The following is a 17,435-nucleotide window of genomic DNA, read 5'->3' on the forward strand; positions in this document are numbered from 1 at the left end:
CCCAAGGCAACAGGGAACCCCGATGACCGGCTTCCGCACCGCGACCCAAAGGGCCCGCGCGAAGCAGTTGCGCAGCACGATGACCGAGGCCGAGAAGCGTCTGTGGCATCAGCTGCGCGCGCATCGTTTCATGGGGCTGTCCGTCCTGCGGCAAGCGCCGATCGGACCCTACATCGTCGACTTCCTGATCCCGTCGCGCCGGCTGGTGATCGAGGTCGACGGCGGCCAGCATGCACAGAACCCGCGGGACCACGTCCGCGACGCCTGGTTGTCGGCGAAGGGCTATACCGTGCTGCGCTACTGGAACCCGGACGTTCTGACCAACCTGCCCGGCGTGCTGGAGGACCTGCGGCTCAGGCTTGCCTGACGCGCTCAGTCGCCTTCGCGAAGGTGCGCGGCGCGGCGCTGACCGGCCCGCAGCGGTGGCGCGACCTCTCGACCGCGGGGGGCGAACGGACGGCCGAACAGCAGGCGCTTCACCACCCATTGCAGCGCGAAGACCGCCACGCCGAACGGGATCAGCGCGCCCAGAACCGACCACATCGACAGCGACACGCAGGCGTCGCCCGCGCCGAACACCAGCGACCACAGCAGGCTGACCGTTTCGCGGCAGGGTACGGATTGGAACATCGGGCATCCTTCGGTTGGCTTGGCCACAGCCTGACCGAAGAACGCGGCGCAACTTTGACACGCCGCGGACCACGGCAAGGAGACCGCGGATGACCGGAACCGTCTTCGCCATCGTCATGCTGGCGGCCCTGCTGCACGCGATCTGGAACGCGATGGTCAAGGGCGGCGCGGACAAAGCCGCGTCGATGACCGCCGTGATCGTGGGTCAGGGCCTGTTCGGCCTTGTACTGCTGCCCTTCGCCGGGGTCCCCGCCCCCGAGGTCTGGCCGTGGCTGCTGGCCGGGGTGGCGCTGCACCTTGGCTACAACGTCTTCCTGATTCAGGCCTATCGGATCGGCGACCTGACGCAGGTCTATCCCATCGCGCGCGGTGCCTCGCCGCTGCTTGTGGTGATCGGCACCGCGTTGTTCTTTCACCAGACCTTCTCGACCTTCGAGCTTGCGTCTATCCTGATCATCTCGGTCGGCATCGCCTCGACCAGCCTTGCACGCAAGGCGGACGGGCTGTTTCAGGGCAAGGCCGCGCTGCTGGCGCTGATCACCGGCGGCTTCATCGCCGGGTATTCGATCATCGACGGGCACGGCGCGCGACTGGCCGGAAGCGCGCTGGGGTTCTACGGCTGGCTCGCCGCCATCGACGGCATCGCGTTCCTTGCGGGCTGGGCGGTGGTGCGGCCGACCGTGATCCGCGACGCGCTGCGGCTGCGCAAGCATTTCTTCCTTGGCGGCGGCGCGTCCTTCACTGCCTACCTTCTCGTGGTGTGGGCCTTCACGCAGGCGCCCATCGCCCTTGTCACCGCCCTGCGCGAAACCTCCATCGTCTTCGCCCTGCTGATCGGCGTCACCGTCCTGCGCGAGCGCATCAGCCTCGCCAAGGTCGTGTCGACCGCAATGACCCTGACCGGCGCGATCATGCTGCGCCTGAACCGGACCTAGGACCATGAGTGACGACACCCTTGCCGACTACAACTTCGCGTACCTCGACGAGCAGACAAAGCGGATGATCCGCCGCGCCATCCTCAAGGGGCTGGCCGTGCCGGGGTACCAAGTGCCGTTCGCCAGCCGTGAGATGCCGATGCCCTATGGCTGGGGCACCGGCGGGGTGCAGGTGTCAGCGGCGACGCTGACCCCGGACGACACGCTGAAGGTCATCGACCAAGGCGCGGACGACACCACGAACGCGGTGTCGATCCGGAAGTTCTTTCAGAAGACCGCCGGCGTCGCGACCACCACCCGCACAGCCGAGGCAAGCGTGATCCAGACGCGCCACCGCATCCCGGAAGAGGACCTGACCGAGGACCAGATCCTTGTCTATCAGGTTCCCATCCCCGAGCCGCTGCGGTTCCTCGAACCCCGCGAGACAGAGACGCGGAAGATGCACGCGCTGGAAGAATACGGGCTGATGCACGTCAAGCTGTACGAGGACATCTCGCGGCACGGACACATCGCGACCTCTTACGCCTATCCGGTGAAGATCGAGGACCGCTATGTGATGGATCCCTCGCCGATCCCGAAATTCGACAACCCGAAGATGGAGATGGCGGCGATCCAGCTGTTCGGCGCGGGGCGCGAGCAACGGATCTATGCGCTGCCGCCTTACACGAAGGTGGTCAGCCTTGATTTCGAGGATCACCCCTTCGACGCCTCGAAGGCGCCGCATCCTTGCGCCCTGTGCGGGGCGGACGACAGTTACCTTGACGAGGTGATCACCGACGATGCGGGCGGGCGGATGTTCGTCTGCTCGGACACCGATTACTGCGAAGGCCGGCGCGCCGCCGGGCACGCGGGTGCGCTGGCGGAGGACGCGGCATGACCGCAGATCATCTTGGGATCGACCATCTTGGTCTGACGGTGTCGGATCTTGACGCCTCGGCCCGCTTCTTCATCGACGGGCTTGGCTGGACGCGGTTCGGTGGCAACCCGGATTATCCGGCGATCTACGTCACCAACGGCCATGCGAAGCTGACCCTTTGGCAGCAAAAGGGCGACGACCTTCGCGACTTCGACCGGCACGCGAACGTCGGCCTGCACCATGTGGCGCTGAGGGTGCCGACGCGCGAGGCGCTGGATCGCCTGTACGACCGCGTCTGCGGCTGGCCGGGTGTCGCGGTCGAGTTCGCGCCAGAGCTTTCGGGCGCCGGGCCGAAGGTGCATTTCATGATCAACGAACCCGGCGGCGCCCGGTTGGAGTTCAGCTATGACCCGCGATGACCCCGTAACCCCGCTGCTGTCCGTCCGGGACCTGACCCGCCGCTATGGCGCGCGCATCGGCTGTGCCGACGTCTCATTCGACCTGTACCCGGGCGAGGTCATGGGCATCGTCGGCGAAAGCGGGTCGGGCAAGTCGACATTGCTGAACTGCCTTGCCGGGCACCTGCCGCCGGACAGCGGGCAGGTCATTTTCGACACCCGTGCCGATGGCCCCCGCGACACGCTGACCATGTCCGAGCCCGAGCGGCGGATGCTGGGCCGCACCGACTGGGCCTTCGTTCATCAGCACGCACGCGACGGGCTGCGCATGGGCGTGTCGGCTGGCGGTAACGTCGGAGAGCGGTTGATGGCCGTCGGCGCGCGGCACTACGGCGAGATCCGCGAGACCGCGATCGACTGGCTAGGCCGGGTCGAGATCGCCGCCGACCGGGTTGACGACCGCCCCACCGCCTTTTCCGGCGGCATGCAGCAGCGGTTGCAGATCGCCCGAAACCTTGTGACCGGACCCCGCCTTGTGTTCATGGACGAACCCACCGGCGGGCTGGATGTCAGCGTGCAGGCGCGGCTGCTGGACCTGCTGCGCGGTCTTGTCCGCGACATGGGCCTGTCCGCCGTCATCGTCACCCACGACTTGGCCGTGGTGCGGTTGCTGGCGCACCGGCTGATGGTGATGAAAGACGGGCACGTGGTCGAAACCGGCCTGACCGATCAGGTGCTGGACGACCCGCAGCATGGCTATACCCAGCTGCTTGTCAGCTCGGTCCTGCAGGTGTGACCATGCGTGTTGCATACGAACGGTCGGGGCAGAGCTTTGCCCCGTTCGCCATGCCCCGCGCGTCGGTGGCCGAGGAGCGCGGTGGCCGGATCGGTTCGCGGCAGACCAGCGGCATAAGCCTCTGTCCTGCCGTCGTGATGCTGCTCGCGTCCACCAAACCGCAACCCCGCCCGACCGATGGCGCCTCGGCGACGCTGCGCGGTGTATCCCTGCCCACGCTTGGCGCCCACCTGCTGCTTGAATGGAAGACTTGGCTATGATCGAGATCCGCGATGTGACGAAGACCTTTCGCCTGCACAATCAGGGCGGCGCCGCCATTCCGGTGATGGAGGGGGCGACCCTGTCCGTCGCGCCCGGCGAATGCGTTGCGCTGACCGGCGCATCCGGTGCGGGCAAATCCACGCTGATGCGCATGATCTACGGCAACTACCTTGCCGCCTCGGGCTCGATCCGGGTCGGCGAGACTGACGTCGCCACAGCCGAACCGCGCGATATCCTCGAGCTGCGGCGCACCGTCCTTGGCTATGTCTCGCAGTTCCTGCGGGTCGTGCCCCGGGTGCCGACGCTGGACGTGGTGATGGAGCCGCTGCTGGCGACCGGCAGAGGGACCGACGCCGCCCGCGAACGGGCCGAAACCCTGCTGACCCGGCTGAACATCCCGCGCACCCTGTGGGGGCTGTCGCCCACCACCTTCTCGGGCGGCGAGCAGCAGCGCGTGAACATCGCGCGCGGTTTCGCTCATCCGTTCCCGGCGATGTTGCTGGACGAACCGACCGCAAGCCTTGACGCGATCAACCGCGAGACGGTGCTGACGTTGATCGAAGAGGCCAAAGCGCGCGGCGCGGCGATCGTCGGGATCTTCCACGACGCGGACGCGCGCGACCGGGTCTGCGACCGGCAGATCGACGTGTCGGCCTTCACCCCGGCGCGGGCGGCATGACCGGGCGCCTGATCGCCGTTGTCGGCCCTTCGGGCGTCGGCAAGGACAGCGTGATGACCGCGCTGGCGGAGCGCCGCCCATCCATCGAACTGGTACGCCGGGTGATCACCCGCGCGCCGGGTCTGGGCGGCGAGGATTATACCCCCGTCACCGAGGACCGCTTTGCCGAACTGCTGGCCGCCGATGCCTTTTGCCTGCACTGGGCCGCGCATGGCCTGCTGTACGGCATCCCCGCCACCGTGCGCGACCAGCTGGCCGGTGGCACCGACCTGCTGGTGAACCTGTCTCGGTCGGTTTTGCCCGAGATGAAGCGCGCCTTTGCGAACTCGGCGATCCTGTCGCTGACCGCCACGCCCGAAACGCTGGCCCGCCGCCTTCAGGGCCGTGGCCGCGAAACGCCGGACAGCATCGCGAAGCGGCTGGAACGTTCGGCCCTTGGCATCCCCGAGGGCGTGCCCGTCATCGAGATCTCGAACGACGGGTCACTGGACGAAACGGTCGCGGCCGCGCTGAACGCCCTTTACCCGGTGAAGGTGTAGCGATGGATCAGCTCGAACATCCCGTCGGAACGCTCGCCCGCCAGCGCCACCTGATCGATCATGTAGGGTTCGGGAAGCGCGGGCAGACGCGCCTCGACCTCGGCCAGCACGCGGGTCAGTTCGTCCGGCGGCAGGCGACCGCTGAGGGTCATGTGAAAGCGGAAATCGTCGAACACGTAGGGATAGCCCCAGCGCAGCAGCATCTCTTCCTGTCGCGCGCTCAGACCCGCCTTGCGCCGCCGCGCCAGTTCGGCCTCGGGCGCGGGGGCGCGGAAGGCGTCGAGTTCGGCCACGCAACGCGCCGCCATCGCGGCCAGCGCGGCAGTCTCGCCCTTGGGCTTCAGCGCAAGGAAATGGCCCAGCGCGCCGGGCACCAGCGCATCCAGCCGCACGGGCGGCTGGTCGGCGACCATCGCCGCGACGGCCGCGTGCAGGTCATAGGCGGCGCACCCCTCGGCCAGCCGGAACGGCGGCTTCAGGGTGCCGTGGAAACCGTACTTGCGGGGCGTCGCCGTGATCTCGGCGATCCCCGTCACATCGGGCTGCGGCACCGCTGCGCCGCGCCCCACGTCCCAACCAAGCCATTCCGCCCCGAACCGTTGAAGCGGGCCTTCGGGCGGCAGATAATAGATCGCATATCGGGTGTAGTCTGACATGAATTCCCCTTTCCCGCCGTCCCGGATCGCAGAAACAGATGACACCCCTGTGTCACAGGAAACCTGCCTCGCCAACGCCCGCATCGTGCTGTCCGACCGCGTGGCGCACGGGCGCCTCACCTTCGACGGCGACACCATCGCGTCGGTCGAAGAAACCCCGGACGTGCCGACGGGCGCCATCGACTGCGACGGCGATTACATCGTCCCCGGCCTTGTCGAGCTGCACACCGACAACCTTGAACGTCACATTCAGCCCCGGCCCGGCGTCGACTGGCCGCTGGCGCCCGCGATCCTTGCCCATGACGGCGAGCTTGCGGCGACCGGCATCACAACCGTGTTCGACGCGCTGCGCGTGGGGTCCATCACCGAGGGTAAGGGGCGGTACGACAAATACGCCCGGTCGACTGCGTCCGAGATCCTGCGCCTGCGCGACGCGGGCCTGACAAAGATCAGCCACTTCCTGCACCTGCGGGCCGAGATCTGTTCGGCCACGCTGGCCGAGGAGATGGAAGAATTCGGCCCCCGCGACCGTGTCGGCATCGTCAGCCTGATGGACCACACGCCCGGCCAGCGCCAGTTCCGCGACGTGTCGAAGCTGCGCCACTACCTGATGGGCAAGAAACACATGACAGAGGCCGAGGTCGAAGAGCACTTCACCCACCTCAAGTCCCTGCGCGACGCCTATGGCGACCGGCACGAGGCGCTGGCCGTGCGCGAGGCCGCCCGGTACGGGGCCGTGCTGGCCAGCCACGATGACACCACGGCGGACCACGTCGCGACCTCGGCCGCGCACGGCATCCGGCTGGCCGAATTCCCGACCACCGTCGAGGCCGCCCGCGCCTGCCGCGAACAGGGCATCGCGATCATGATGGGCGCGCCGAACATCATCCGGGGCGGATCGCACTCAGGCAACGTCTCGGCGCTGGAACTGGCGGGGTTGGATCTGCTGGACGTGGTGTCGTCAGACTACGTTCCGGCGGCGCTGATGCTGTCGGCGTTCCGGCTGGGCGCGTTCTGGGACGACCTGCCGCGTGCGATCCGGACGGTCAGCGCCGCACCCGCCGCCGCAACCGGTCTGGCGGATCGCGGCGAACTTGCCGAAGGCCGCCGCGCCGACTTGGTGCGCGTGCGCCCGACAGACAATTTCCCGGTGATCCGGGGCAGTTGGTCGCGCGGTCAGCGGGTGGGGTAGCAGGACCCTCTAGAGAATCCTGCGCAGCACGACCTTCTGGAAGATCGTGCTGCGTGCGGCTCTGTCAGATGCGGAACAACGGCTGCAACAGCCGGGGCACCAGCGCCCGGAACCGAAGCGGCGCATCGGTCGCGGCAAGGCAGATGCAGTCCGGCCCCGCCTCGGCGATGGGCTTGTGCTCCAGATCGTCGTTCGCGACTTCCAGATCGCCGGCGCCAAAGCGCCCGGTCTCGTCCGCGAAAGCGCCCTGCAGCACCAGCGTCAGTTCCAGCCCGCCATGCGTATGGTCGGGGACGGCCTGCCCGCCGGGGATCGACAAAAGCCGCACCGATCCGGTGGCATCCGCCGACAGGATGCTTTGCTTCACGCCGCCGCCCAGCTTCGTCCAGCGCGGGCCGCGGCCCTGCATGGCCGCAACCACCGGGGCCGGGAACGGCCCTTCACGGCGATAGACGGGTTCGTCCGGCACGGCGTCGTCCAGCCGGGACATCAGGTCCGCCTTCAACCGTTCCGACAGGTCGCTTTTCGGCTCGTCTTCCAGCAGCGCCCCACCCACCGCATGGTGGGCTTCCAAAGCGGCGCGGCACTGGTCGCACATCGAAACATGCGCCGCGACCACAAGCGAAAACGCCTGCGGCAACGTGCCAGCGGCATAGGCCACCAGCAACCGTTCCGGTACGTGATGCACAATCTGCGTCATTCGTCTCGCAGTCCTTTCAGTTCATGGCGAAGCCGTTCCAGCCCAAGCCGGATCCGCGACTTTATGGTGCCCAGCGGCAACCCGGTATCGTCGCGGATGTCCTGATGGGTCATCTCGCCGAAATAGGCTTTCTCGATCACGCTGCGTTGCTCGGGGGTCAGCGCCCCCAGTGCCGCACGCAGCTTGCCCGATTCCTCTTCGACGGCGATGACCCGGCTTGCATCCGGTTCAGCCTCGGCCTCGTATCCCAGTTCCTCCGGCACGGGCCGGTTTTCCTTGCGGACAACGTCGATCTGACGGTTCCGCGCGATCTGATAGATCCAGGACGAAACCTGCGCCCGTTCCGGATCGAATTGAGCGGCCTTGCGCCAGACGGTCAGCATGACCTCCTGCACGATTTCCTCGGCCTGCCCTTCCGCGCTGCCCGACCGCAGCACCACCGCCTTCAGGCGAGGTGCGAAATGGTCGAACAGGCGACCGAACGCTACCCGGTCGCGCGTGTCGCGCACCGCCAGCATCCATAACGTCTGGTCCGAATACTCGGCCCGCTTACTAAGCACCGTCTTTCGGGTCCCCGTCTGCGCCGACAGAAGACCTGAAAGATCAGGCGGTTCGAGGTCGGCAGGTTCCACGTTTCCGATAAGCATACCGTTCTTACGGAACACTTGCAGCATCGGATCAAAAAATGATCCGCAATCTTGCGGCTCGCGTAACCGGTTAAAGCACCCCGAGGGGAACTCATGTCGCTCGATCTCGTCCAGACCTCGCCGCAGGGCCGCGTCGCCATCATCGGCGGCGGCATCTCCGGCCTTGCCGCCGCCTATCTGCTGGCCCCGGGCCGGCCCGTCACCGTGTACGAAGCCGCCCCCCGGCTGGGCGGTCACGCCCGCACCGTCACCGCGGGCCTGCGCGGCGATCAGCCCGTCGACACGGGCTTTATCGTCTTCAACTACGCGACCTATCCGCACCTGACCCGCATGTTCCAAGATCTCGACGTGCCCGTGGCGAAAAGCGACATGAGCTTCGGCGCGACGATCGACGATGGCCGGATCGAGTACGCCCTGCGCAGCCTGCGCGCGATGCTGGCCCAGCCCCGCAACGCCCTGCGCCCCGGCTTCGCCCGCATGGTGCGCGACATCCTGCGGTTCAACGCGCGGGCCGAAAGCTATGCCGGCACCGGGACCATCGGCGACCTCATGGACGAGTTGAACCTTGGCGCATGGTTCCAGGATTACTATCTCACCCCGCTTTGCGGTGCGATCTGGTCGACCCCCACCGACAAGATCCGCGACTTCCCTGCCCGCGCGCTGGTGCAATTCTTCCGCAATCACGCCCTGCTGTCGGCCGGGGGCCAGCACCAATGGTGGACGGTCGACGGCGGCAGCCGCGAATACGTCACCCGACTGGAACACCACCTGCGCGGCCACGGTGTTGCGATGCGGACCGGGACGCCTGTGCAGGCGGTCGAGCGTGACGCCGCCGGTGTCACCATCCGCACCGCAAGCGGGTCCGAACGCTACGACGACGTGATCTTCGCGTGTCACTCCGACGTCGCGCTGCGCCTGATGGCGCGCCCCTCTGCCGACGAAAGCGCGACGCTCGGCGCGATCAAGTTCCAGGACAACCGCATGGTGCTGCACCGCGACACCCGCCAGATGCCGCGCCGCCGTCAGGCGTGGTCCAGCTGGGTCTACAAGGCCGACACAAGCCGCCCCGAAACCGCGATCGGCGTGACCTACTGGATGAACCGGCTGCAGAACATTCCCGAAAGCGACCCGCTGTTCGTCACGCTCAACCCGTCCACCCCGGTGGACGAGGCACTGACCTACGACGAGACGACCTTCCGCCATCCGGTGTTCGACGAGGCCGCTCTTGCCGCGCAGCAAAGACTGCACGGTTTGCAGGGCACCCATCGCACCTGGTTCGCCGGGGCGTGGACCCGGCACGGGTTCCACGAGGACGGGTTCGCCAGCGCGGTTCGCATCGTTCGCGCGATGCAGGCCGCCACACCGCAGACGCAGGCGGCGTGACCCACGCCCCCGAACATATTCCATGCGCCACCACTCACATCCGGCGCGGGTCGATCGGCAACAGGTTCCGCTACGGCGTGGACTATGTGCTGATCGACCCAACCTATCGTGGCGGGCCGTGGCTGTTCTCGCGCAACCGGCGCAACGTGGCTGCCGTGCGCGACCGCGACCACGGCGGCCCGCTGGGGGACGGACGCGGCGCCGACTGGGCGCGCGAGGCGCTTGCGGCACATGGGTTCGACCTTGATGCCCCGGGCCCCTTGGCCGACCGGCAGCTTCTGCTGCTGACGCAGCCGTCGTTTCTTGGCTATTCCTTCAACCCGGTCAGCTTCTGGCTTGCGTTCGAGGGCGACAGCCTGTGCGCCGTGATCGCCGAGGTGTCGACGCCGTTCCACGACCGCCACAGCTACCTGTGCCACCTGCCCGGCTTCGCCCCCATCACGCGCCACGACCGCATCACGGCGCAGAAGGCGCTGCACGTCTCGCCGTTTCAGGACGTGGCGGGCGACTACGAATTCACCTTCGACATGCGCCCCGACCGCATCGCGATCCGCATCGTTCATCGCAACGGGGACGAGGGCCTGATCGCCACGCTGACGGGTCCGCGCCGCCCGCTGACCTCGCGCGGGATCGTCGCCGCCAGCCTGCGCCGCCCTCTTGGCGCGATGCGGACGATTTCCCTAATCTACTGGCAGGCTCTCGTCTTGAAACTCAAGGGAGCGCGCTACCGTCCAAGACCAGAACCACCCGCCAAGGAGATCACCTGAAATGCCGTTTCTCAGCGACCGCGTCCGGCGCGAATTCCTAGACAGCTGCGCGCGCATCAAGAACGGCACGCTGCGCCTTCGGACGCCCGAGGGCGACTGGCTGACATTCGGTGAAGGCGCGCCCGAAGCGGTGATGGAAATCCACGACTGGTCCGTCGTGACCGCCGCCGCCGCGCGCGCCGACGTCGGGCTGGGCGAGGCTTACGTCGCCGGCCTGTGGGACACCCCGTCGATCGCGACGCTGATCGGTCTGGCGCTGGAAAACTACGACGAGTTCGACAGCTTCACCGACGCCGGGTTCTGGCAGACGCTGAAGTTCCGCATCGCCGACCGCATCCTGCGCCGCAATTCGCCGACCGGCGCGTCGCGCAACATCCGCGCCCATTACGACGTCGGCAACGAGTTCTACCAGCTTTGGCTGGACCCCGGCATGACCTATTCCTCGGCGCTTTACACGGCAGAGGACGGCGACCTGTCGCGCGCGCAGGACCGCAAGTACGACCGCATCCTCGACCGCCTGCCCGAAGGCGAGCGCATCCTTGAAATCGGCTGCGGCTGGGGCGGCTTTGCCGAGCGCGCCGCCGATCAGGGCCGGCATGTGACCGGGCTGACCATCTCGCACGCCCAGAAGGGCTATGCCGATGCGCGGCTGGACGGGCGCGCCGACATCCGGCTGCAGGACTACCGCAAAAGCGAGGGCACCTACGACCACATCGTGTCGATCGAGATGATCGAGGCAGTGGGCGAGGCCTATTGGCCGACCTATTTCGCGACGCTGAAAAACCGTCTGTCGGACGGGGGCCGCGCGGTGGTGCAGGCGATCACGGTGCCGGACCACCGCTTTGACCTCTACCGGCGCACGTCCGACTTCATCCGGCAGTACACCTTCCCGGGCGGCATGCTGCTGTCCGACGACCGCATCGCCGAACAGGCACGCCGCGCCGGGCTTGCGGTGAAGGACGTGTTCTCGTTCGGGCAGGACTATGCCCGTACCTGCGCCGAATGGCAGGACCGGCTCGACGCGCAGGCCGACCGCATCCGCGCGCTCGGGTTCGATGAACGCTTCCTGCGCTCGTGGCGCTATTACCTTGGCATCTGCTCGGCCGCCTTCGCGGTGGGGAACACCGATGTCGTGCAGGTCGAACTCGCCCATGCCTGATACAGAGCCAGACACCGGCCCGTTTCGTGGCAAGACGTGGTGGATCGTCGGCGCGTCCGAGGGCCTTGGCCGCGCCGTGGCCGAGGCGCTGGACGCCAAGGGCGCCCGCCTGATCCTGTCCGCCCGCAGCGAAGACCGCCTGAACGACCTCGCCGCTGGCCTGACGGACGCCCGCGCCCTGCCGTTGGACGTCACCGACCCGGACGCGGCGCAGGCCGCCGTGCTCGCCGCGGGCGACTTCGATGGCATCATCTTCGGCGCCGGGTTCTACGAGCCCGTGAAGGCGACCGATTGGAACGCCGGCGCCGTCCGCAAGATGGCACAGGTGAACTTCATAGGCTGCGTGAACGTCCTTGGCGCGGTGGTCCCGGCGCTGCTGCGCCGTGGCCGAGGCCGCATCGTCCTGATCGGATCGCTGTCTGGCTTCGCGGGCCTGCCCGGCGCGGTGGGCTACGGCGCATCGAAGGCGGCGGTCATGCATCTGGCGGAAAACCTGCGCGCCGACCTGAAGGACACCGGCGTCACCGTCCAGCGCGTCAATCCGGGCTTCATCCGCACCCGCCTGACCGACAAGAACGACTTCCGAATGCCGCAGATCATGGAACCGGACGCCGCCGCGCAAGAGGTCCTGAAAGGCATCCGCTCGAACCGCTTCTCGCACAGCTTCCCCAAGCCCTTCGCGTGGCTGTTCACTGTGGGCCGCCACCTGCCGCTGTCGTGGTTCCAGAAAATCTTCACCTGACCCGGTCCGGCTTCTTCTCTTCCGAAATACCTCGGGGGAGTCACGCGCCAGCGTGACGGGGGCAGAGCCCCTTTGCGTTTCGTATGCGCACCAGCGATACGCGGGGGGCAAGGCCCCCCAAGCCCGCCGGATCTGCACAGCGCCTAGCGCGAATACGGGTTCTTCGCGCTGCGGTCGTCCGAAAGCGATTGTTGCGACCGTTCCACCAACAGCTCGATCGCGTCCGCCAGATGCACCTCTTGGATGTGATCGTCGCCGCGCGCCACGCGGATGCGGTGCGCCTCGATCATCACGTCGGCGTGGCGGTGGCCCTCGGGCGGCTCGAAGCGATAGCAGGCCAATTCGATCAATAGCCCCAGCGGGTCCTTGAAATAGATCGAATCCATGAAGCCCCGGTCCTTCGGGCCGGAATGTCCGATGCCCCGCGCTTCCAGCCGCTCGACGACCTGGCTAAAGCTCGCGCGGCTGACGTTGAAGGCGATGTGGTGGACACAGCCGGTGTCCGTGGGCGTCCGGCGCGGGTCGACGGCCCGGTCTTCCTTTGTGAAGATCGTGATCAGCCGCCCGTCGCCCGGATCGAAATACAAATGGCCCTGCTCCGGGTCGTCCAGGTTGGGCTGGTCGAAAATGAAGGGCATGCCCAGCACGCCCTCCCAGAAGTCGATGGATGTCTGCCGGTCCGCGCCCATCAGGGTGATATGATGCACCCCCTGCGTCTGGATCTTCCGGATGTCCTTGCTCATGGCGCCCTCCCCTGCCGGCTTCGCTTATGCGAAGTTTAGCCCAGCGGGGAGGGATTGCCAGCTATCGGATCATCGTATCCGGCAGGAACAACGAGATCTGCGGGAAGGCGATCAGGATCGCCACCGCCGCCATCATCGCCAGCCAGAACGGCAGCACGCCCCGGAAGATCCGGGCCAGCGACACATTCTGCGCCACCGACTTCACGATGAACACGTTGATCCCGACCGGAGGAGAGATCAGCCCCATCTCCAGCGTCAGCACCACCAGCACCCCGAACCAGATCGGATCGACGCCCAGCTGCGTGACCACCGGGAAGAAGATCGGCAGCGTCAGGACCAGCATTGCGAAGCCCTCGAGGAAGCAGCCAAGCACAAGATAGATCAGCAGGATGATGACCAGCACGCCGGTCACCGGCAGGCTCAGCCCGGTCAGGAACTCGCCCACAGCCTGCGGGATGTGCGACAGGGCAAGGAACGGGTTGATCAGGTGCGCGGCGATCAGGATCAGCATGACCGTCGCCGTCGTGACGATGGAATCCCGGCTGGCCTTCCACAGCGTCCGCAACGTCAGCGTGCGCATTGCGAAGCCGATCAGCACGACCGCCCCCGCGCCCACCGCAGCGGCCTCTGTCGGAGAGAACATGCCACCGTAGATGCCGCCGATGGTCAGCACGATCACCGCAAGGATCGGGATCGCGCCCGCCATCGCCTGCGCCTTCTCGGACATGGTCGTACGCGGACCGGCAGGCCCCATTTCGGGGCGGATCCAGCAGATCACGGTGATGGTCAGCAGGAACAAAGACAGCAGCAGGATGCCCGGCAGCACGCCGGCCAGGAACAGGCGGCCGATGCTTTGTTCGGTCAGGATCGCGTAGATCACGAAGCCGGTCGACGGCGGGATCAGGATGCCCAGCGTGCCGCCCGCGGCGACGACGCCGGTGGACAGCCGCGTGTCATAGTTGAAGCGGTCCATCTCGGCCAGCGACACCCGGCCCATCGTCAGCGCGGCGGCGACGGATGACCCGGACAGCGCGGCGAAGCCACCGCAGCCGATCACCGTGGCCGATGCCAGGCCGCCGCGCAGTTGGCCGATCACGGCATAGGCCGCGTCGTACAGCCGCCGGCTCATGCCGGTGACCGAGGCGATGTTGCCCATCAGGATGAACAGCGGGATCACCACCAGTTCCGCCGACGAGCCCAGCGTGAACGCCTCGGACGCCAACAGCGAGGTGGCGGCGTTCAACCCGTTCAGCGCGGCGATGCCGACAAAACCCACGATGAACATGGCGAAGGCGACGGGAATGCGCAGGGCCAACAGAACGAACAGGGCAATAATGCCCACAAGGCCGGTCGCGGCGGGGGTCATGCTTCGGGGGTTCCTTCCTTGCGCACGTCACGGTCGGTAAAGGTCAGCTCTACCGCGCGCAGCAACATGCCCAGCGCCGTGACGATGGCGAAGACCGACAGGGCGTACTGGAACCACGCCTTCGGCAGCTTGATCAGGTTGGTCGACAGGTTCAGCATCACCGACAGCTTCGCGCTTTCCATCACGGTCCACGCAAGCGCGGCGAAGATCACGGCCCCGAACAGCGCCGACACGATATCCAGGATGCGGTTCAGCCAGCCGGGAAAACGGTTTTCCAGCAGGTCGACCGAGATGTGGCCACCAGCCCGGTCGCACAGCGCCATCGCGCCGAACACCAGAATGACCATCGACATGGTGGTGACGTCCTGCGCGCCATACAGCGGAGAGCCAAGGGCCCGGCCGATGACGTCGATCAGGATCACGACAAGCTCGGCCAGAAGGCCGAGCGTGCCGAGAATGGCGGACAGGCCGATCAGCCCGTCCGCCAGTTTTCGTATCGCGTGCATTCAGCCGTTACTCGCCGCGAAGTGCCGCAAGCGCGGACTCGCCACCGACGCGGGCGACGTAGGAATCCACCACATCCGCGACGGCTTCGGCGAAGGCCGCCTGCTCGTCCTCGGACAGGTCGACCACCTCGATCGCGTCGTTCTCGCGTGCGGCGGCAAGCGCCTCGTCCGCGACGGCATTCCACGCATCCTCGGCGCTTTTCGACAGGCCCATGCCCGACGCTTCGTCCAGCGCGGCCTTTTCTGCATCGCCGAGGCCGTCGTACACGCCTTGGTTCATGACCGTGTAGAACGTCAGGCGGCCAAGCGGCGCGCCGATGGTCACGGCGCCGGTCACCTCGTTCAGTTTGAAGTCGGTCAGAACGGACACGCCGGTGATCACGCCGTCGATCAGGCCGGTCTGCATCGCGTTGTAGACCTCGGTCATCGGCATCTGCACGGGGGTCGCGCCCAGAGCGGTCGCCACCTCGGCAGCCGTCGCACCCGCGACGCGGACCTTCAGGCCGGCTAGGTCTTCGGGCGTACGGATCGCCGTTTCACGCATGATGAAGATGTTGGGCTCGGACGTCCAAAGCGCCAGCGCCTTGGTCGCCGGGAATTCGCCCGCCAGTTCGCTGTCGAACGCGGCCCACAGCGCCTCGTAGCCGGGCTTGTCATCCGGGATCGCGCCCGGCAGTTCCGCGATCATCGTCTTCTCGAACTGCGACGAGGTATAGCCCGGCAGGCCCCAGGACATATCCGCCGCGCCTTGCACGACGCGCACGTACTGTTCCAGCGGACCGGCGCCAAGCTCGCCGCCATGGTAGCCCTGAACGGTGAGCGCACCGTCGGTGGCCGCCGAGACGTCGGCGTTCAGCTTTTCGATGACGCTGGCGTTGATCGTGTGGAACGGCGGCGTGAAGCTTGCGAACTTCAGTTCCTGCGCCGAAACCGTTCCGGCAAACCCGACCGCGATGGCGGCGGCTGCAATCAGTCTGTCGAATTTCATGTCGTTCCCTCCCCTGGTGACACCAGTGATGTTGACGGGGGCGAACCTAACCTCTGCCCGCCCCCGCGAAAATAGAATTCTTCGTTATTTCTAACCCTTGGCCCGCCAGCTATCGGCCGCATAGCCCTCGCGCGCCTCGCGCGAGTAAGGCGTAGGCGACACGCGAACGCGGATTTCGGCCTGCTTGTGCGTCTCTGTCGAGGTCTTGCCGGTGTCGTCCGGCTCACCCCATTTCATGGTCAGCACGTCGCCTTCCTGAACGCTTTCGTCGACCACGCCCAGCGACAGCATGCAGCGTTCGTTGAACGAATAGCCGTTGAACATGCTCATCCCGACCATCTTGTCGCCCTGCATCACCATATCGGCGCTAGAGCTGGCATAGTTCGGCTGCGGGAAGTCGATCCATTTGTAGGGCGTGCCGTCCTCGAAGCCGCTGGCGATGACCTTCAGAACGTCGTCCTTGTTCCACTCGAAGGTGACCTTCTTGCGGTTCGGCCCGTCCTTCATCTTGGCCAGGGCATCCTTGCCGATGAAGTCGTCTTTCTTCCAGCCGATGTAGAAGCCATAGCCCAGCTCGAACGGGTTCACGTAGTAATCCGCGATGTTGTCGCTGACATAGCTGCCGCCGATCGAACCCACGGCTTCGTATGCGTCGGCGCCAAGATAATCGCGGTACTCCTGCATCATGCCGTCGCCGGTGTAGATGCCGGGCAGCGGACTGGGGATCCAGCCGGATTCAAGCGTGTTGGTCGAATAGGCGCGGCTGCCGCAGCGCACGAGGTTCACGCCCGCCTTCTCGGCGGATTCCATGATCACCGACTGGATGTAGGCCTTGTCCTTGTAAGGACCCCAGACTTCCAGACCGGGCGCGCCAGACATGCCGTGGCGCAGGGCCTGCACCTTCTTGGACCCGATGTTGATCCAGTCGACGTGGAAGAACTTGATGTCCGGAACCGGCCCGCCGTTCATCACCTCGAAGATCTTCGGCGCGTCGGGGCCCTGGATCTGGAAGCGATAGTGCGTGCGAAGCACCCGCTCGCCATCGGGGCGGCTGTCAGAGCGTGGGTCGTGGATCAGGCGGACCTTCCAGCTGCCGATGGCGGCTTGGAACTTGGTCCAGTTCGCGGTCGGTGCGCGGCCGACGAGGATGAACTTGTCCTCACGCTCGCGGAAAATGATCATGTCGCCGATGACATGGCCCGCCGGGGTGACCGGCACGAAGTGCTTGGCGCGGGCAAGGTCGAAGTTGGCGAAACCGTTGATTCCCACATGCGCAAGGAACGCCTCGGCGTCCGGGCCCTCGACGATCAGCTCGTCCATGTGGTGGGACTGATCGAACAGCACCGCCGACTCGCGCCACGCCCGCTGCTCGTCGCGCCAGTTGGTGAACTCGGGCGCAACGACGGGATAGACGTACATCCCGATGGCCGAGTTCCGAAGCATGTCGACCGGGTTTCCGGCCTTTGCAATCGCGTCACTGAGACTGGACATA

General features: G+C 66.6%; 22 protein-coding genes. 13 read left to right on the forward strand and 9 right to left on the reverse strand.

Annotation, left to right across the window (positions count from 1 at the left end; all coding sequences use genetic code 11):
• Nucleotides 1-367: endonuclease domain-containing protein (locus tag P1K30_RS04855; RefSeq protein ID WP_275631570.1), on the forward strand; the 367-nt coding region annotated here is incomplete at its 5' end.
• 5 nt (nt 368-372) lie between these two features.
• On the opposite strand, the gene P1K30_RS04860 is transcribed toward P1K30_RS04855, so the two are convergent.
• Nucleotides 373-630, reverse strand: coding sequence for a hypothetical protein (locus tag P1K30_RS04860; RefSeq protein ID WP_275631571.1), 258 nt, complete (start codon nt 628-630; stop codon nt 373-375).
• Between the two features lie 89 nt (nt 631-719).
• Here P1K30_RS04860 and P1K30_RS04865 point away from each other — a divergent pair, with 89 nt between their 5' ends.
• The 7 genes from P1K30_RS04865 to phnN are packed head-to-tail and all read left to right on the forward strand — an operon-like array spanning nt 720 to nt 5,094.
• On the forward strand, nt 720-1,565 hold the full coding sequence (locus tag P1K30_RS04865) for an EamA family transporter (RefSeq protein ID WP_275631572.1): 846 nt from the start codon (nt 720-722) through the stop codon (nt 1,563-1,565).
• Nucleotides 1,566-1,569: 4 nt separating this feature from the next.
• A complete protein-coding gene (locus tag P1K30_RS04870; RefSeq protein WP_275631573.1) occupies nt 1,570-2,442 on the forward strand; it encodes an alpha-D-ribose 1-methylphosphonate 5-phosphate C-P-lyase PhnJ in 873 nt (290 codons plus the stop codon).
• Entirely contained in the window at nt 2,439-2,840 is a 402-nt protein-coding gene (locus P1K30_RS04875) for a VOC family protein (protein ID WP_275631574.1), read from the forward strand. The genes P1K30_RS04870 and P1K30_RS04875 overlap by 4 nt, the downstream gene beginning before the upstream one ends.
• Complete coding sequence (gene phnK, locus P1K30_RS04880; RefSeq protein WP_275631575.1) at nt 2,827-3,615, forward strand: phosphonate C-P lyase system protein PhnK; 789 nt, start codon at nt 2,827-2,829, stop codon at nt 3,613-3,615. Before P1K30_RS04875 ends, phnK begins: the two co-directional genes overlap by 14 nt.
• 2 nt (nt 3,616-3,617) lie before the next feature.
• On the forward strand, nt 3,618-3,875 hold the full coding sequence (locus P1K30_RS04885; protein WP_275631576.1) for a hypothetical protein: 258 nt from the start codon (nt 3,618-3,620) through the stop codon (nt 3,873-3,875).
• Nucleotides 3,872-4,555: a phosphonate C-P lyase system protein PhnL gene (phnL, locus tag P1K30_RS04890; protein WP_275632267.1), complete on the forward strand. Its 684-nt coding sequence runs from the start codon at nt 3,872-3,874 to the stop codon at nt 4,553-4,555. Before P1K30_RS04885 ends, phnL begins: the two co-directional genes overlap by 4 nt.
• The gene (phnN, locus tag P1K30_RS04895; RefSeq protein WP_275631577.1) at nt 4,552-5,094 is read left to right on the forward strand and encodes a phosphonate metabolism protein/1,5-bisphosphokinase (PRPP-forming) PhnN; all 543 of its coding nucleotides are present in this window, start codon (nt 4,552-4,554) and stop codon (nt 5,092-5,094) included. The genes phnL and phnN overlap by 4 nt, the downstream gene beginning before the upstream one ends.
• On the opposite strand, the gene P1K30_RS04900 is transcribed toward phnN, so the two are convergent.
• On the reverse strand, nt 5,076-5,750 hold the full coding sequence (locus tag P1K30_RS04900; protein ID WP_275631578.1) for a DUF1045 domain-containing protein: 675 nt from the start codon (nt 5,748-5,750) through the stop codon (nt 5,076-5,078). The two genes, phnN and P1K30_RS04900, sit on opposite strands and share 19 nt — an antisense overlap.
• Nucleotides 5,751-5,799: 49 nt before the next feature.
• On the opposite strand from P1K30_RS04900, the gene P1K30_RS04905 reads away from it, so the two are divergent.
• Nucleotides 5,800-6,942 (forward strand): alpha-D-ribose 1-methylphosphonate 5-triphosphate diphosphatase, encoded by a 1,143-nt coding sequence (locus tag P1K30_RS04905; RefSeq protein WP_275631579.1) that lies wholly within the window; start codon nt 5,800-5,802, stop codon nt 6,940-6,942.
• A gap of 64 nt (nt 6,943-7,006) precedes the next feature.
• On the opposite strand, the gene P1K30_RS04910 is transcribed toward P1K30_RS04905, so the two are convergent.
• Nucleotides 7,007-7,642 carry a ChrR family anti-sigma-E factor gene (locus tag P1K30_RS04910; RefSeq protein WP_275631580.1) on the reverse strand — a complete coding sequence of 212 codons (636 nt, stop codon included), beginning with the start codon at nt 7,640-7,642 and terminating at the stop codon, nt 7,007-7,009.
• A complete protein-coding gene (locus tag P1K30_RS04915; protein ID WP_275632268.1) occupies nt 7,639-8,160 on the reverse strand; it encodes a sigma-70 family RNA polymerase sigma factor in 522 nt (173 codons plus the stop codon). Before P1K30_RS04915 ends, P1K30_RS04910 begins: the two co-directional genes overlap by 4 nt.
• A 222-nt stretch (nt 8,161-8,382) precedes the next feature.
• Between P1K30_RS04915 and P1K30_RS04920 the strand changes: the two genes are divergently transcribed.
• Genes P1K30_RS04920 through P1K30_RS04935 form a run of 4 tightly spaced genes read left to right on the forward strand, consistent with a single transcriptional unit; the run spans nt 8,383 to nt 12,340 of the window.
• Nucleotides 8,383-9,672, forward strand: coding sequence for an NAD(P)/FAD-dependent oxidoreductase (locus tag P1K30_RS04920; protein ID WP_275631581.1), 1,290 nt, complete (start codon nt 8,383-8,385; stop codon nt 9,670-9,672).
• Nucleotides 9,669-10,439, forward strand: coding sequence for a DUF1365 domain-containing protein (locus tag P1K30_RS04925; protein ID WP_275631582.1), 771 nt, complete (start codon nt 9,669-9,671; stop codon nt 10,437-10,439). The genes P1K30_RS04920 and P1K30_RS04925 overlap by 4 nt, the downstream gene beginning before the upstream one ends.
• 1 nt (nt 10,440) lies before the next feature.
• On the forward strand, nt 10,441-11,598 hold the full coding sequence (locus tag P1K30_RS04930) for an SAM-dependent methyltransferase (RefSeq protein ID WP_275631583.1): 1,158 nt from the start codon (nt 10,441-10,443) through the stop codon (nt 11,596-11,598).
• On the forward strand, nt 11,591-12,340 hold the full coding sequence (locus tag P1K30_RS04935) for an SDR family NAD(P)-dependent oxidoreductase (RefSeq protein WP_275631584.1): 750 nt from the start codon (nt 11,591-11,593) through the stop codon (nt 12,338-12,340). The genes P1K30_RS04930 and P1K30_RS04935 overlap by 8 nt, the downstream gene beginning before the upstream one ends.
• A gap of 143 nt (nt 12,341-12,483) precedes the next feature.
• On the opposite strand, the gene P1K30_RS04940 is transcribed toward P1K30_RS04935, so the two are convergent.
• The 5 genes from P1K30_RS04940 to ligM all read right to left on the reverse strand — a co-directional run bounded on the left by P1K30_RS04940 (nt 12,484) and on the right by ligM (nt 17,434).
• Nucleotides 12,484-13,071 carry a VOC family protein gene (locus P1K30_RS04940; protein ID WP_275632269.1) on the reverse strand — a complete coding sequence of 196 codons (588 nt, stop codon included), beginning with the start codon at nt 13,069-13,071 and terminating at the stop codon, nt 12,484-12,486.
• Nucleotides 13,072-13,144: 73 nt separating this feature from the next.
• Entirely contained in the window at nt 13,145-14,449 is a 1,305-nt protein-coding gene (locus P1K30_RS04945) for a TRAP transporter large permease (protein ID WP_275631585.1), read from the reverse strand.
• Nucleotides 14,446-14,955, reverse strand: coding sequence for a TRAP transporter small permease (locus tag P1K30_RS04950; RefSeq protein WP_275631586.1), 510 nt, complete (start codon nt 14,953-14,955; stop codon nt 14,446-14,448). Before P1K30_RS04950 ends, P1K30_RS04945 begins: the two co-directional genes overlap by 4 nt.
• Before the next feature lie 7 nt (nt 14,956-14,962).
• The gene (locus P1K30_RS04955; protein WP_275631587.1) at nt 14,963-15,943 is read right to left on the reverse strand and encodes a TRAP transporter substrate-binding protein; all 981 of its coding nucleotides are present in this window, start codon (nt 15,941-15,943) and stop codon (nt 14,963-14,965) included.
• Nucleotides 15,944-16,033: 90 nt separating this feature from the next.
• On the reverse strand, nt 16,034-17,434 hold the full coding sequence (gene ligM, locus P1K30_RS04960) for a vanillate/3-O-methylgallate O-demethylase (RefSeq protein WP_275631588.1): 1,401 nt from the start codon (nt 17,432-17,434) through the stop codon (nt 16,034-16,036).
• Between the last annotated feature and the right edge of the window lies 1 nt (nt 17,435).

This window comes from Psychromarinibacter halotolerans, from assembly GCF_029168315.1.
Lineage (GTDB): Bacteria > Pseudomonadota > Alphaproteobacteria > Rhodobacterales > Rhodobacteraceae > Psychromarinibacter > Psychromarinibacter halotolerans.